The organism is Kineosporia sp. R_H_3 (assembly GCF_002198675.1).
GTDB lineage: Bacteria > Actinomycetota > Actinomycetes > Actinomycetales > Kineosporiaceae > R-H-3.
The window spans coordinates 1-13,707 of sequence record NZ_MWLL01000249.1 but is presented as its reverse complement, the minus strand read 5'-3'; the positions used below and the strand labels follow the sequence as shown (position 1 = coordinate 13,707).

Genomic DNA, 13,707 nt, shown 5'->3' with positions numbered 1-13,707 from the left:
AGTCCGATCACCCTTGATCGTCTGATCTGAGTGGTGTGTCCGACATCGACACCCAGTGTGGCGATGACGTTAGCCCGAACGGGTGAGCAAGCGGAAGCGTTTGCAGTGCAATTTTTCGCGCAAGAACGATGCAAGGTAGTTGACCTCTCCAGCATCCCGGCCCGGTCCCGCGACGACACGGCACTCCGAGGTCAGGTCCGGCCACCGGGGCGCCGATGACAAGGACGGACCGGGCGCCCGCCCGGGCGCAGGAGGGAACCGCACCGTGGACCACGACCACGACTACGACCTGCTCGTGCTCGGCTCCGGGCCGGGCGGGCAGAAGGCCGCCATCGCGGCGGCCAAGCTCGGCCGCCGGGCCGCCGTCGTCGAGCGCCGCTCCATGGTCGGCGGGGTGTGCATCAACACCGGCACGATCCCCAGCAAGACCCTGCGCGAGGCGGTGCTCTACCTCACGGGCCTCAACATGCGTGAGCTCTACGGCCAGAACTACCGGGTCAAGGACGACATCGCCGTCGACGACCTGCTCGGCCGCACGCAGCACGTCATCGGCCGCGAGATCGAGGTCGTCCGGTCCCAGCTCTTCCGCAACGGGGTCGACCTCGTCCCCGGCTCCGCCCGGTTCGTCGACCCGCACACCGTGCTCGTGGACGCCGGCGACGGCACCCACCGCCAGGTGAGCGGCGAGCGCATCGTCATCGCGACCGGCACCCGCCCCGCCCGGCCCGCGAACATCGACTTCGACGACCCGCGGATCCTCGACAGCGACGGGATCCTCCATCTCGACGTCCTCCCCCGGTCGATGGTCGTCGTCGGCGCCGGGGTCATCGGCATCGAGTACGCGTCGATGTTCGCCGCGCTCGGCACCAAGGTGACCGTCGTCGAGCAGCGGGACCGGATGCTCGACTTCTGCGACTCCGAGGTCACCGAGTCGCTGAAGTTCCACCTGCGCGACCTGTCGGTGACCTTCCGGTTCGGCGAGAGCGTCGAGAGCGTCGAGGCGAGCCCGCGGGGCACCGTGACGACGCTGGCGAGCGGCAAGCGCATCCCCGCCGAGGCGGTCATGTACTCGGCCGGCCGGCAGGGCGCGACCGAGGCGCTCGATCTGGCGAAGGCCGGGCTCACCGCCGACCGGCGCGGCCGGATCGAGGTCGGCCCGACGTACCAGACCTCGGTGCCGCACATCTACGCCGTCGGCGACGTCATCGGCTTCCCGGCGCTCGCGTCGACGTCGATGGAGCAGGGCCGGCTCGCGGCCTACCACGCGTGCGGCGAACCGGTGAACTCGCTCGTCGCGCTGCAGCCGATCGGGATCTACACGATCCCCGAGATCTCCTACTGCGGGCAGACCGAGGAGCAGCTCACGGGCAGCCGCGTGCCCTACGAGGTGGGCATCTCCCGGTACCGCGAGCTCGCCCGGGGCCAGATCATCGGCGACTCCTACGGCATGCTCAAGCTGCTCGTCTCGTCGCACACCCGGCACCTGCTCGGCGTCCACGTCTTCGGCTCGCACGCCACCGAGCTCGTCCACCTCGGGCAGGCGATCATGACCTGCGGGGGCACCGTCGACCAGCTCGTCGACACCGTCTTCAACTACCCGACGCTCTCCGAGGCGTACAAGGTCGCGGCGCTGGACGCCGTGAACAAGCTGCGCGCCGTCGCCCAGCTCGACGTGCCGGTCACACCGAAGGCCGTCGCACCGTCCGCCGCACCGTCCGCCGCACCGTCCGCCGCGCCCTCCGACGCCGTGGCCGCGACGCCACGTGTGCCCGCGCCCCGCTCGGCGAGGAGCACCGCGCCGTCCGCCCGTGCACCCCGCAAGGTCCGTGGTTAACGTCACCGGGTGATCCCGGACGCAGCAACCAGCACGGACGACGACAGCCGGACCGAGCACCTCGTCACCGTCCTCACGACGGCCTTCGAGGACCTCATGCACGCCGACCCGGACGCGTTCCGGGTGAAGTTCCGCAAGATGGCGGCCGACCCGTTCGCCTTCTACCGCGGCAGCGCGACGGTGTTCTACGCGGACCTCGCAGACACCGACGACCCGTGGGTCACCGAGCAGGGGGCGCGGGTCTGGATCCAGGGCGACCTGCACGCGGAGAACTTCGGGACCTACCTCGACTCCGGGGGCCGGCTCGTCTTCGACGTCAACGACTTCGACGAGGCCTACCTCGGGCACTGGACGTGGGACCTGCAGCGGTTCGCCGCCAGCCTGGCCCTGCTCGGGCTGCGCAAGGCGCTCCCCGACGACGCGATCGCCGACCTCACGGCGCGGTACGCACGCGGCTACCTCGACCAGGTGCGGCACTACACGCAGGTCGAGGACGACACCGAGTGGGCGCTGACCCTCGGCACGGCGCAGGGTGCCGTCCTCGACGCGCTGCACCGGGCCAAGCTGCGTACCCGGGTCGGCCTGCTCGACGCCGAGACCGTCGTCGACGGCTACCGGCGGCGCTTCACCGAGCGCCGCGGGGTGCGGCGGCTCGAGGACGGCGAGCGCGAGGCGGCCTGTGCGGCCTTCGACGCCTACCGCGCGACGCTGCCCGACCACGGCCGCCGCGACGACGTCGTCTTCGACGTGCTCGACGTCGTCGGCAAGAGCGGGCTCGGGATCGGCAGCGCGGGGCTGCCCGCGTACTCGTTCCTCATCGAGGGCTTCACCCAGGCGCTCGACAACGACGTGATCCTCACGATGAAGCAGGGCAACGTCGCGGCCCCGGTGCTCGCCGTCCCGCAGGCCGCCCGGGAGGACCACCGCTTCCACCACCACGGGCACCGGACGGCGCTCTCGCAGCGCGCGCTCCAGGCGCACGCAGACCGCTTCCTCGGGTGGACCGAGCTCGACGTCCGCGGTGCCGGGCCGGTCGGGTTCGTCGTCTCCGAGTACTCCCCCTACGAGCAGGACCTCGCGTGGGACGACATCACCGAGCCCGACGAGGTGGCCGCCGTCGTCGAGCAGCTCGGCCGCGCGACCGCGAAGATCCACTGCGTCTCGGACGTCGACAGCGACTCGGAGATCGTCGACTTCAGCGTCGAGCACGCCGTCGCGGAAGGGGTCGGCGACCGCGGCGACACGTTCGTCGCCGAGCTCGTCGAGTTCGGCCGGCTCTACGCGGACCGGGCGCGGCGCGACCACCGCCTGTTCGTCGACGCGTTCCGCGGCGGGGCGTTCGACGCCGTGACGCCGACCTCGAGCGCACCGCCCGCCGGCTGACCCCGCGCGTACGATCGGCGCAGCCGTCACGCCTGCCCGGGGAGTCGCGATGCCAGCACAGCCCTCGTCCCCGTACGACTACGACCTCCTCGTGCTCGGGTCCGGGCCCGGCGGGCAGAAGGCGGCCATCGCCGCCGCCAAGCTCGGACGGCGGGCGGCGGTCGTCGAGCGCCGGTCCATGGTCGGCGGGGTCTGCATCAACACGGGCACGATCCCGAGCAAGACCCTGCGCGAGGCGGTGCTGTACCTCACCGGCCTCAACCAGCGGGAGATGTACGGGCAGAACTACCGGGTCAAGGACGACATCGCGATCGGCGACCTCACGGCGCGCACCCAGCACGTCATCGGCCGGGAGATCGAGGTCGTCCGGTCCCAGCTCTTCCGCAACGGGGTCGACCTCGTGCACGGCACGGGCCGCTTCGTCGACCCGCACACGGTCGCCGTCCGCGCCGAGCACGACGGCGAGCGGCTCGTGAGCGCCGACCGGATCGTCATCGCGACCGGCACGAGCCCGGCGCACCCGCCGACGATCCAGTTCGACGACCGGCGGATCCTCGACAGCGACGGGATCCTCCACCTCGACGAGATCCCGCGCTCGCTCGTCGTCGTCGGCGCGGGGGTCATCGGCATCGAGTACGCGTCGATGTTCGCCGCCCTCGGCTGCCGGGTCACCGTCGTCGAGCAGCGGGACCGGATGCTCGACTTCTGCGACTCCGAGGTGACGGAGGCGCTGAAGTTCCACCTGCGCGACCTGTCGGTGACCTTCCGGTTCGGGGAGACCGTCGAGAGCGTCGTCGCCAACGACCGCGGCACGGTGACGACGCTGGCGAGCGGCAAGCGGATCCCCGCGGACGCCGTCATGTACTCGGCCGGCCGGCAGGGCGCCACCGACGAGCTCGACCTGGAGAAGGCGGGGCTCACGGCCGACAAGCGCGGCCGGATCCAGGTCGGCCCGTCGTTCCAGACCTCGGTGCCGCACATCTACGCCGTCGGCGACGTCATCGGCTTCCCGGCGCTCGCCGCGACGTCGATGGAGCAGGGCCGGCTCGCGGCGTACCACGCGTGCGGGGAGCCGGCGAACTCCTTGGTGGCGCTGCAGCCGATCGGGATCTACACGATCCCCGAGATCTCCTACTGCGGGCAGACCGAGGACGAGCTGACGAGCACGTCGGTGCCGTACGAGGTCGGCATCTCGAGGTACCGCGAGCTCGCGCGCGGCCAGATCATCGGCGACTCCTACGGGATGCTCAAGCTGCTCGTCTCGACGAACTCCCGGCGGCTGCTCGGCGTCCACGTCTTCGGCTCGCACGCCACCGAGCTCGTCCACCTCGGCCAGGCGATCATGACCTGCGACGGGACGGTCGACCAGCTCGTCGACACCGTCTTCAACTACCCGACGCTCTCCGAGGCGTACAAGGTCGCGGCGCTGGACGCCGTGAACAAGATGCGCGCGGTGGCACGGTTCGGGCTCTGAGCGCCCCGCGGGGCAGGGCCCCTGGTTGGATGGCCGGGTGAGCGATCCCTGGGACGAGTTCGACCCGTCGACGAGCGCCCGCAACACGTTGCGCTGGGCGCAGTCCCTGGGCGCGTCGACGCTCGGCGAGGCCTACGACCTGCTCGAGCAGCTCGAGGTGAGCAACGACGTCCCCGAGGTGCTCGGGCACGACGACACCGTGGACGACGTCCGTGAGGAGCTCGACCTCGGCCTGCAGACGCTCGGCCCGGACGCCGCTCTCGCCGACCTCGTCTAGCCGGTCGGGCAACCATCGGGGCCGCCGGGCGACACACAGCACTGTCGGCGGGACCGGCCCGCCCGGACTGCAGGGACCCGACATGCTCCGACGGTTGCGACGCCTCCTCCTCCTGCCGCTGCTCGCGGTACCTGTGGTCCTGCTCGGGACGTCCCACGCGGACGCTGCCCTCACGTCGAGCTCGACCGGCACGCAGGGCGGGTTCTACTACACGTTCTGGACCGACGGTGGCGGCCCGGCGTCGATGGAGCTCGGCGAGGGCGGGCGCTACAGCTCGTCCTGGAGCGGCCAGGGCAACTGGGTCGGCGGCAAGGGCTGGCGGACGGGCTCGCGCCGGACCGTGTCGTACACCGGCACCTTCACCCCCAACGGGAACGCCTACCTCGCGCTCTACGGCTGGGCCCACAACCCGCTGGTGGAGTACTACGTCGTCGACAGCTGGGGCACCTACCGCCCGACCGGCACCTTCAAGGGCACGGTGACCTCGGACGGCGGCACGTACGACATCTACACCGCGATCCGCACGAACGCGCCGTCGATCGAGGGCACCAAGACCTTCACGCAGTACTGGAGCGTGCGGCAGACCAAGCGGGTGGGCGGCACGATCACCGTCGGCAACCACTTCGACGCGTGGGCTGCGAAGGGGATGCCCCTGGGCACCCACGACTACATGGTGCTCGCGACGGAGGGCTACCACAGCAGCGGCTCGTCGGACCTCACGGTGTCCGAGGGGGCGGTGACACCGACGCCGACCGTCACCCCCACGGGGCAGCGCTCCGCCTGCACTGCGACGGTCACGGTCACCGGCCGGACGGCGACGAGCACGTCCGCCACGGTCACCGTGACCAGCACCGGCTCCGTGCCGGCATCGCGCTGGAAGGTGCGGCTCGCCGTCCCCAGAGGTCAGTGGGTCACGGCCGTCACGGGCGCGACCCGGTCCGGCGGCGGGCGCACGGTCAGCCTGTACAGCCTGTCGACGGACAGCCCTCTGGCACCGGGCGCGAGCCGTCAGGTCGGCCTCACGCTGACCGCCGGGACCGGTGCGCCGGCCGTCGTCCGCTGCAGCGCGGCGGCCTGATCGACGTCCAGGCATCACCTCGAGGCCGGGACGCGCTGCTGGTCGCAGCAGGGCGTCCCGGCCACCGCGGTGCCGGTCGGCGGGCTCGGGCGGCCGGCGCTACCCCCACGCCTCGTGCTCCGGCGCGAACGCCTCGGCGGGCTCCTCGACCCAGGCGCTGAACACCGGGACACCGTGCCACGCACCGGCGCCGGCGACGTCGACGTCCCGGGCGACCGCGACGACCGCGTAGGGCCGGGCGAACCGCACCTCGACGCGGCGCAGCAGCCCCTCCCGCGGCATCATCGCCCCGGCCGCGACGGCCATCGCCGTCACCGCCGCCGCCTCGAAGCCCGCCGCCGTGCACCGGGCGACCGCGACCTGCCGGGCCTCGACCGACGGCGCCGGCAGCGGGCGCAGCAGGTCGACGAGAGTGTCTGCGGCAGAACGCATCCCGAGCCGTTCGTCGACGGTGAGGTCGAGCTCGGTCGAGGCCTCCCAGGCCGGCAGCAGCCCGGTCGTCCGGGCGGTCCGGTCTCCCCCGCCGACGATGAGCTCGCGCCCCTCGGAGACGGTCCACGAGTGCCCCGCGCCGAGCGGCAGGTCGAACGCGTCGACGGCGTCCGGCAGCAGGTCACCCGCCTCCGCCGTCGCCGCACGGACGGCGAGCGTGTGCGCGACCCGCAGGACGTCGTCGCGCGGGACCGCTGCGTCCGCGACGGCGGAGAGGACGACGAGGCTGCCGTCCTCGCTCACCGCGACGTGCGCGCCGACGGGCCCGGGCGCGGCCCGGACCACGGCGACCCGGTGCCCGTGTCCCGGTGTGCTGAGCACCCGCTCGACGGCGCCCGCCCACGGCCCGCCGAGCCGCTCGGACGGCACGACGTCGAACGGGCTGCTCCACCGCACCCGCGTCGCGAGCGCCGACGCGAGCACCGACACCGTGTCCGGCTCGAGCGTGACCGGGAAGCGTTCGACGAGCCCGAGCGTGTGCTCGCGGGCCCAGGCGTCGAGCCCGGCCTGCTCCGGGACCGGGCCGCGGGTCAGCGCCGCGGGCAGCCCGGCCGCCCACTGCTCGTACCGCGGCCGGTCGAGCCCGGCCGCCGTCCAGAGCCCGAGCGCCGACGCGACCGCGGGGTGCGGCCGGTCGAGCAGCCGCCGGACGGCGTCCGCCGCCGCGCGGGCGTCGAGCCCCAGCGCGTCCTCGACCCGTTCCCGGACGACGCCTTCGGCGGCCGGCGCGAGCAGCCCCAGGAGCACCCACGCGCCGAGCGGCGAGACGACGTGCGTCCCGGCCGGCGCCGCCGCGTGGAACCGCTCCGCGTACCGGGCGACCGCCTCGCGCACCGCGCGCGGCCCGTCCGTCGTCACGCGCGGAGCGCCTCGCTCATGGCGCGCACGTGGTCGGGCGTCGAACCGCAGCAGGCACCGACGAGGTCGATGCCGAGGGCGCGCAGCCGCAGGGCGTGGTCCGCCATGACCTCGGGCCCCGCGGTGTACTCGAAGCGGTCGCCGACGAGCACCGGCAGGCCCGCGTTCGACTGGGCGACGAGGAGCAGCCCTTCCGGCCGGACGGCGGCCATCGCTTCCGCGACCGCCTCCATCTCCTCCGGGCCGCGGCCGCAGTTGCCGCCGACGCCGGTGACCCCGAGCGCGGCGAGCGTCGTCACCGCGGCGGCCGGTGTGACCCCGAACATGGTGCGGCCCTTGGTGTCGAACGAGAGCGTGACGACGACCGGCAGGTCGCGGCCGGTCTCCGCGGCGACCTGCTGCGCCGCCTTCACCGCGGTCTCCACCTCGCCGAGGTCGCTCATCGTCTCGACGAGCACGAGGTCGATGCCGCCCTCGACGAGCCCACGGACCTGCTCGGCGAAGAGGGCCTGCGCGTCGTCGGGGCTCAGGGCACCGAGCGGCTCGAGGAGCTCGCCGAGCGGGCCGAGGTCACCGGCGACGAGCGCCCCGTACGGCTCCGCGGCCTCGCGGGCGAGCCGGGCCGCGGCGGCGTTGAGCTCGACGACGCGGTCGCCGAGGCCGTGCATGTCCAGGCGCGGGCGGGTGCCGCCGAAGGTGTTCGTCGTGACGACCCGGGCCCCGGCCTTGAGGTACGCCTCGTGGATCGAGCGCACGGCGTCCGGCCGCTCGACGTTCCACAGCTCCGGCGCACCGCCGTCGTCGAGCCCCGCGGACTGGAGCATGGTGCCCATCGCCCCGTCGAGGACGAGCACACCGTTCTCCGCCAGCAGGTCACCAAGGGTCGCCATGCAATCAACGGTAGGTGGCCGGTCGGCGGGTTGTCGTTCCGTCCGCTGCGTGAGATGCGCTACCCGCCCCCCGGACCGCCCGGCGTCGGGCAGGTCGGTCACCCCGGTCAGCGCTCCCGGACGACGCGCGTCTCGTCCCAGACCGGCCCGTCGCTCTCGTAGACCCGCCCGTCCGAGCCGAACACGAGGAACCGGTCGAAGGACCGCGCGAACCACCGGTCGTGCGTCACCGCGAGCACGGTCCCCTCGAAGGCCGCCAGGCCGGTCTCGAGCGCCTCGGCCGAGTGCAGGTCGAGGTTGTCCGTCGGCTCGTCGAGCAGCAGCATCGTCGCCCCGGACAGCTCCAGCAGGAGGATCTGGAAGCGCGCCTGCTGCCCGCCGGAGAGCACGTCGAAGGTCTGCTCGGCGGCCGCCGCGAGCTCGTACCGGTCGAGCGCCCGGCTCGCGGGCTCGCGGGGCAGACCGTCGCGGTGGTCGGTGCCCCGGTGCAGGATCTCCAGCAGGGTCCGCCCCATGAGCTCGGGGTGGTCGTGGGTCTGGGCGAACCAGCCCGGCCGTACCCGGGCCCCGAGCCGGGCCAGGCCGGTGTGCTTCACGGGCGGCACCGGCAGCTCGTCGACGGGTCGGTGCTCGATGTCCGGGTCGGAGCCACCGGCCGCGAGCAGGCGGAGGAAGTGCGACTTGCCTGACCCGTTCGAGCCGAGCACGCCGACCCGTTCGCCGAACCACACCTCGAGGTCGAACGGCTTCATGAGCCCGGAGAGCTCGAGCCCCTCGCAGACGACGGCCCGCTTGCCGGTGCGCCCGCCACGCAGCCGCATCGTCACCTTCTGCTCGATCGGCGTCTCCTGCGGCGGGCCGGCCTCCTCGAACTTCGCCAGCCGGGTCAGGGCCGCTTGGTACCGCGAGGACATGCCGTCGTTGTACTTCGCCTTGACCTTGAGCGTCTGCACGAGCGTCTTGATCTTGACGTGCTCCTCGTCCCAGCGGCGGCGCAGCTCCTCCAGCCGGGAGTTCCGGTCGGCGCGGGCGTCGTGGTAGGTCGCGAAGCCGCCCCCGTGCACCCAGGCGGTCGCCCCGACGGCACCGGGTTCGAGCGTGACGATCCGGTCGGCCGCGCGGCTGAGGAGCTCGCGGTCGTGCGAGACGAGCAGCACGGTCTTCGGTGTCGCGGCGAGCTGCTCCTCGAGCCAGCGCTTGCCGGGGACGTCGAGGTAGTTGTCCGGCTCGTCGAGCAGGAGCACCTCGTCCGGCCCGCGCAGCAGCGCCTCGAGGACGACCCGCTTCTGCTCGCCGCCCGACAGGGTCCGCACCTCGCGCCACTGCGCCCTCTCGAACGGGACGCCGAGCGCGGCCGTCGTCACGACGTCCCAGAGGGTCTCGATCTCGTAGCCGCCCGCGTCCGCCCAGTCCGACAGCGTCTGGGCGTAGCGCATCTGGGTGGGCTCGTCGTCCGACTCCATCATCGCGAGCTCGGCGGCGTCGAGCGCCTCCGCGGCACCGCGGACCCGGGGCGGCGCCACGCTCACGAGCAGGTCGCGCACCGTCGACGAGTCCCGCACCGAGCCGACGAACTGGCGCATGACGCCGAGGCCGCCGCTGCGGGTCACGGCACCTCCGTGCGCGTCGAGGTCACCCGCGACGATTCGCAGCAGCGTGGTCTTGCCCGTGCCGTTCGGCCCGATGAGCGCGGTCGTCGTCCCGTCCGCGACCCGGAACGTCACCTCGTCCAGGAGGGGCCGGCCGTCGGGGAGGGTGAAGGACACCGCGTTGACGTCGACATGGCCCATGACCGGCATTGTGCCGTCCGGGGCACCGTCGGCTCACCGGGGTTTCGCGCCGAGGGCCGACGGCAGCGCCGGCCGGGGGCTCAGACCCGCGCCCCGACCAGCGGCTCGAGCAGCAGGTCCGGGTTCTCCTTGACGACCGTGCCGAGCCGCCAGCGGTCGACGAACAGGGCCAGCACCTCGCCGTCCGAGCGGGTGAGCACCTCGACGCCGCGCACCCCGCGCAGGGCCGCGGAGGCGGACGCGTCGGTGCGCCGGGCGAGGCCGTAGTCGAGGTGGTCGAGCATGACCTTCGCGCCGAACTCGTGCTCGAGCCGGTACGTCGCGACCTCGAACTGCATGGGGCCGACGGCGGCGAGCACCGGTGCCTGGTCACCGCGCAGGTCCGAGCGCAGCACCTGGACCACGCCCTCCTGGTCGAGCTGCTCGATCCCGCGGCGGAACTGCTTGGCCCGGGAGGTGTCCCGGGCCCGGACGACGGCGAAGTGCTCCGGCGCGAACGAGGGGATCGGCGGGAACTCGACCTTCGCCCCGACGTGCAGGGTGTCCCCGGGCCGCAGGTTGCCGGCGTTGACCAGGCCCACGACGTCCCCGGGGTAGGCGGTCTCGATCGTCGTCCGCTCGCGGCCGAACACGGCGTGGGCGTACTTCGTGTGGAACGGCCTCCCCGACGTCGCGTGGACGACGACCATGCCGCGCTCGAAGACGCCGGAGCAGACCCGGGCGTAGGCGAGCCGGTCGCGGTGCGCGGCGTCCATGCCGGCCTGCACCTTGAAGACGACGGCGCTGAACGGCGCCTCGACCGGCCGCGCCCCGCCGGTGACGAGCTCGCGCGGCGTCGGCGCCGGGCCCACCTCGACGACGGTGTCGAGCACCCGGCCGACGCCGAAGTTCTGCACCGCCGAGGCGAAGAGCACCGGCGTCGTCCGGGCCGCGAGGAAGGTCTCCTGGTCGTGGTCGGCGCCGGACGCCGCGAGCAGGTCGCTCTCCTCGACCGCCGTCGTCCAGGCCTCGCCCTCGAGGGCCTGCGCCTGCTCGGGGGTCAGGTGATCCTCCGGTGCGACGGTCGCGCCGCCCGCCGTCCGGTCGAAGCGGGTGTACCCGCCGGTGCGCCGGTCGAGGACCCCGCGGAAGTCGCCCGCGATCCCCACCGGCCAGGTGAGCGGCGTGGGCCGCAGCCCGATCGTGCTCTCGATCTCGTCCATGAGCGCGAGCGCGTCGAGGCCCGGCCGGTCCCACTTGTTGATGACGGTGAGCACGGGCAGGTTGCGGTGCCGGCAGACCTCGAAGAGCTTGAGCGTCTGCGGCTCCAGGCCCTTCGCGGCGTCGAGCAGCATGATCGCGGCGTCGACGGCGGCGAGCACGCGGTAGGTGTCCTCGGAGAAGTCCGCGTGACCGGGGGTGTCGACGAGGTTGACGACCGAGCCGTGGTGCTCGAACTGGAGCGCCGCCGACGTGATGGAGATGCCGCGGGCCCGCTCCATCTCCATCCAGTCCGAGACGGTGCCGTGCCGGCTGCCCTTGCCGTGCACCGCTCCGGCCCGCGCGATGACGGCGGCGTGCAGCGCGAGCGCCTCGGTGAGCGTGGACTTGCCGGCGTCCGGGTGGCTGATGACGGCGATCGTGCGGCGCCGGGCCGCCTGGTCGAGGACGGCGCGGGCGCCGGGCGCGGGGACGGTGTCGGGCGCGATGACGGTGTCGACGGGGTGCTCCTCGGACGTGAACGGGAGCGACGACGGGCCCCGGGCCGGACCCCCAGTGTAGGTCGTCCGGACCGGGGCGAGGCGCCCCGCCCCGGCCGTCGACCCGCACCTCGCGACGTGGTCCCCGGACCGCGAGGCCCGCCCGCCGGATCGGCGGTTCGTCCTAGATCGTCCGCTGGCATACTGGCCTCGATGTGTCCGCCACCGGGGGTTGGAGCAGACATGACCGCAGCCGCCACGCCACCGCAGGGGCCGACGCCGCAGGAGCCGAGGCCGTCCCGCGGGCGCAGCGTCGCCGACGCCTGGCAGGAGTGGACCCAGGCCGGCCGCCCGTCGGACGCCGCGGTCGCCGGGGCCGCTGCCGTCGGCGCCGCGGCCGTCGTCGCGGCGGCCCACGACGGGGACGGCCTCGCGGACGGCACCCTCGTCGACGACGTCCTCGACGGTGACGACGGGATGACGGACGAGGAGCGCGACGAGCTGAACGACAAGATCGTCGCGGACGGCGCCGCGTACGCCGCGACGCAGATGCAGTGGGACACGTTCAACAACCTCGACTGGAGCTGACGGTGGCCCGGCCCGAGCCGAAGCCCGAGCACCGGCCCGCCGCCGGCACCTGCCCGTGAACGAGCGGGCGACCTTCCGCCACGAGCTGTCCCGGACCGTTCCCGGGGTCGTCGGGCAGGTCCGGACGGCGCTGCTGCGCGCGGTGTCGGACGACGGGTTCACGGTCGACGTCGAGCGGACGACGCTCGTCGAGGCCGGGCGCGGGAGCACCGTGAGCGGGGCCATGTCCGCCGACCGGCTGCCGGTGCGGCTCGCCGTCCGGCTCGCGACGGTGGACGACGGCACACGGGTCGACGTGGCCTTCTGGGACCGCTGGCCCTCGGCCGCGGCCCAGGTGCGCGGCCTCGACGCGATGTACGCCGACCTCTTCGGCCGGCTCACGGCCCTCGTCGACCGGGCCCTCGGCACGTCCGGCCCGGCCGCCGTCCCGGCCGGGTCCGCGCCGCAGGCGGCCGCGGCGGCGCCGGGTGCCGGGGCGCCGGCCCTCGTCGACCGGTTCGGCGGCTCCGCCGCGGCGAGGGCGCGGTCCGCGCTGTCGAGCGCGGACCGGAAGCTCTCCGGCGTCCGGGACGACTGGCCGCAGCGCTGGGCGCGCGTCGTCGGCCTCGAGGTCCGGCTGCCCGGCGCGGAGCCGGAACGGTTCGGCCGCACGGACATCGACGGCGTCCTCGACGTGGCGACGCTGCTCGGCGCGCAGCCGGGCGACCTGCCGCCGCCGCTCGTCGCCCACGTCGAGCGGATCGCCGCGGCCGTCGAGGGCGCGCTCGACAGCGGGCTGCCGCTGCCTGTGCTGACGCTCGAGGAGTCCGACGCCCCGGCGCTGCTCTTCCTGCGGCAGCAGGCGGCGCTGCGCGAGACCCTCCCCGAGCGGCGGCTGCTCGTGTGCCGCGACTGCCGGCTGGAGAAGCTCGTCAACGACGAGTACCGGCAGATCACCGAGAAGCAGCGCCGCCTCACCGAGATCGTCAACCGGGTGAGCGTCGTCGCGCCGGCCGGGATGCTCCGGCAGGCCTTCCGGCTGAACCGGATGCAGCCGGACTTCGTCTGCCCGCGCTGCCAGGGCCTGCGCGCCGACGCGTTCGTCGTGACCTTCTGCCCGGCGTGCGGCGCGCAGCAGCGGGACGGCGCCCTCAAGGGCTGCCGGTGCGGCTTCGACTTCCGGGCGGAGGCGGTCCGGCTGCTCGCCGCCCGGCCGCCGGCCGAGATCGTGCTGCCCCCGCAGCCGCCTCCCGTCGCGCCGGTAGCACCGGTCGCAACGCCAGCGCCGGTCCGGCAGCCGGCGCCCGCAGGAGGGCCGCCCGCCGCGGCGTCCTGGCCGTCGGCACCCTCGTTCGGCGGCGGACCGGCACCCGCGCCGCCGAACG

Annotated in this window: 10 protein-coding genes and 1 pseudogene; 7 read left to right on the top strand and 4 right to left on the bottom strand. The window is 73.9% G+C overall.

The annotated features are described in order from the left end of the window. The first annotated feature begins 265 nt into the window (after positions 1 to 265). The 5 genes from sthA (ECOMGDLI_RS31650) to ECOMGDLI_RS36505 all read left to right on the top strand — a co-directional run bounded on the left by sthA (ECOMGDLI_RS31650) (position 266) and on the right by ECOMGDLI_RS36505 (position 6,046). Positions 266 to 1,834, top strand: coding sequence for a Si-specific NAD(P)(+) transhydrogenase (gene sthA, locus ECOMGDLI_RS31650; protein WP_198955362.1), 1,569 nt, complete (start codon positions 266 to 268; stop codon positions 1,832 to 1,834). Between the two features lie 96 nt (positions 1,835 to 1,930). Then, positions 1,931 to 3,217, top strand: a complete 1,287-nt coding sequence (locus ECOMGDLI_RS31645) for a DUF2252 domain-containing protein (RefSeq protein ID WP_088320849.1) — start codon at positions 1,931 to 1,933, stop codon at positions 3,215 to 3,217. A 49-nt stretch (positions 3,218 to 3,266) separates the two neighbouring features. Continuing rightward, complete coding sequence (gene sthA / locus ECOMGDLI_RS31640; protein WP_088320801.1) at positions 3,267 to 4,691, top strand: Si-specific NAD(P)(+) transhydrogenase; 1,425 nt, start codon at positions 3,267 to 3,269, stop codon at positions 4,689 to 4,691. A 37-nt stretch (positions 4,692 to 4,728) separates the two neighbouring features. Beyond that, entirely contained in the window at positions 4,729 to 4,968 is a 240-nt protein-coding gene (locus tag ECOMGDLI_RS31635; protein ID WP_088320800.1) for a hypothetical protein, read from the top strand. 94 nt (positions 4,969 to 5,062) lie between these two features. Beyond that, complete coding sequence (locus ECOMGDLI_RS36505; RefSeq protein ID WP_304441423.1) at positions 5,063 to 6,046, top strand: glycoside hydrolase family 11 protein; 984 nt, start codon at positions 5,063 to 5,065, stop codon at positions 6,044 to 6,046. Positions 6,047 to 6,145: 99 nt separating this feature from the next. On the opposite strand, the gene ECOMGDLI_RS31625 is transcribed toward ECOMGDLI_RS36505, so the two are convergent. The 4 genes from ECOMGDLI_RS31625 to ECOMGDLI_RS31610 form a co-directional block, all read right to left on the bottom strand. Further along, positions 6,146 to 7,396 (bottom strand): serpin family protein, encoded by a 1,251-nt coding sequence (locus tag ECOMGDLI_RS31625; protein WP_088320798.1) that lies wholly within the window; start codon positions 7,394 to 7,396, stop codon positions 6,146 to 6,148. Next, complete coding sequence (locus ECOMGDLI_RS31620; protein ID WP_088320797.1) at positions 7,393 to 8,286, bottom strand: homocysteine S-methyltransferase family protein; 894 nt, start codon at positions 8,284 to 8,286, stop codon at positions 7,393 to 7,395. The genes ECOMGDLI_RS31625 and ECOMGDLI_RS31620 overlap by 4 nt, the downstream gene beginning before the upstream one ends. A 107-nt stretch (positions 8,287 to 8,393) precedes the next feature. Beyond that, positions 8,394 to 10,076 (bottom strand): ABC-F family ATP-binding cassette domain-containing protein, encoded by a 1,683-nt coding sequence (locus tag ECOMGDLI_RS31615; RefSeq protein ID WP_088320848.1) that lies wholly within the window; start codon positions 10,074 to 10,076, stop codon positions 8,394 to 8,396. An 80-nt stretch (positions 10,077 to 10,156) separates the two neighbouring features. After that, the gene (locus ECOMGDLI_RS31610) at positions 10,157 to 11,764 is read right to left on the bottom strand and encodes a peptide chain release factor 3 (protein ID WP_088320847.1); all 1,608 of its coding nucleotides are present in this window, start codon (positions 11,762 to 11,764) and stop codon (positions 10,157 to 10,159) included. Positions 11,765 to 11,998: 234 nt separating this feature from the next. Between ECOMGDLI_RS31610 and ECOMGDLI_RS36180 the strand changes: the two genes are divergently transcribed. Then, positions 11,999 to 12,343 (top strand): hypothetical protein, encoded by a 345-nt coding sequence (locus tag ECOMGDLI_RS36180; protein WP_233153713.1) that lies wholly within the window; start codon positions 11,999 to 12,001, stop codon positions 12,341 to 12,343. Between the two features lie 55 nt (positions 12,344 to 12,398). Next, positions 12,399 to 13,707 (top strand): annotated as a pseudogene (locus ECOMGDLI_RS31605) (hypothetical protein); the annotation flags it as partial.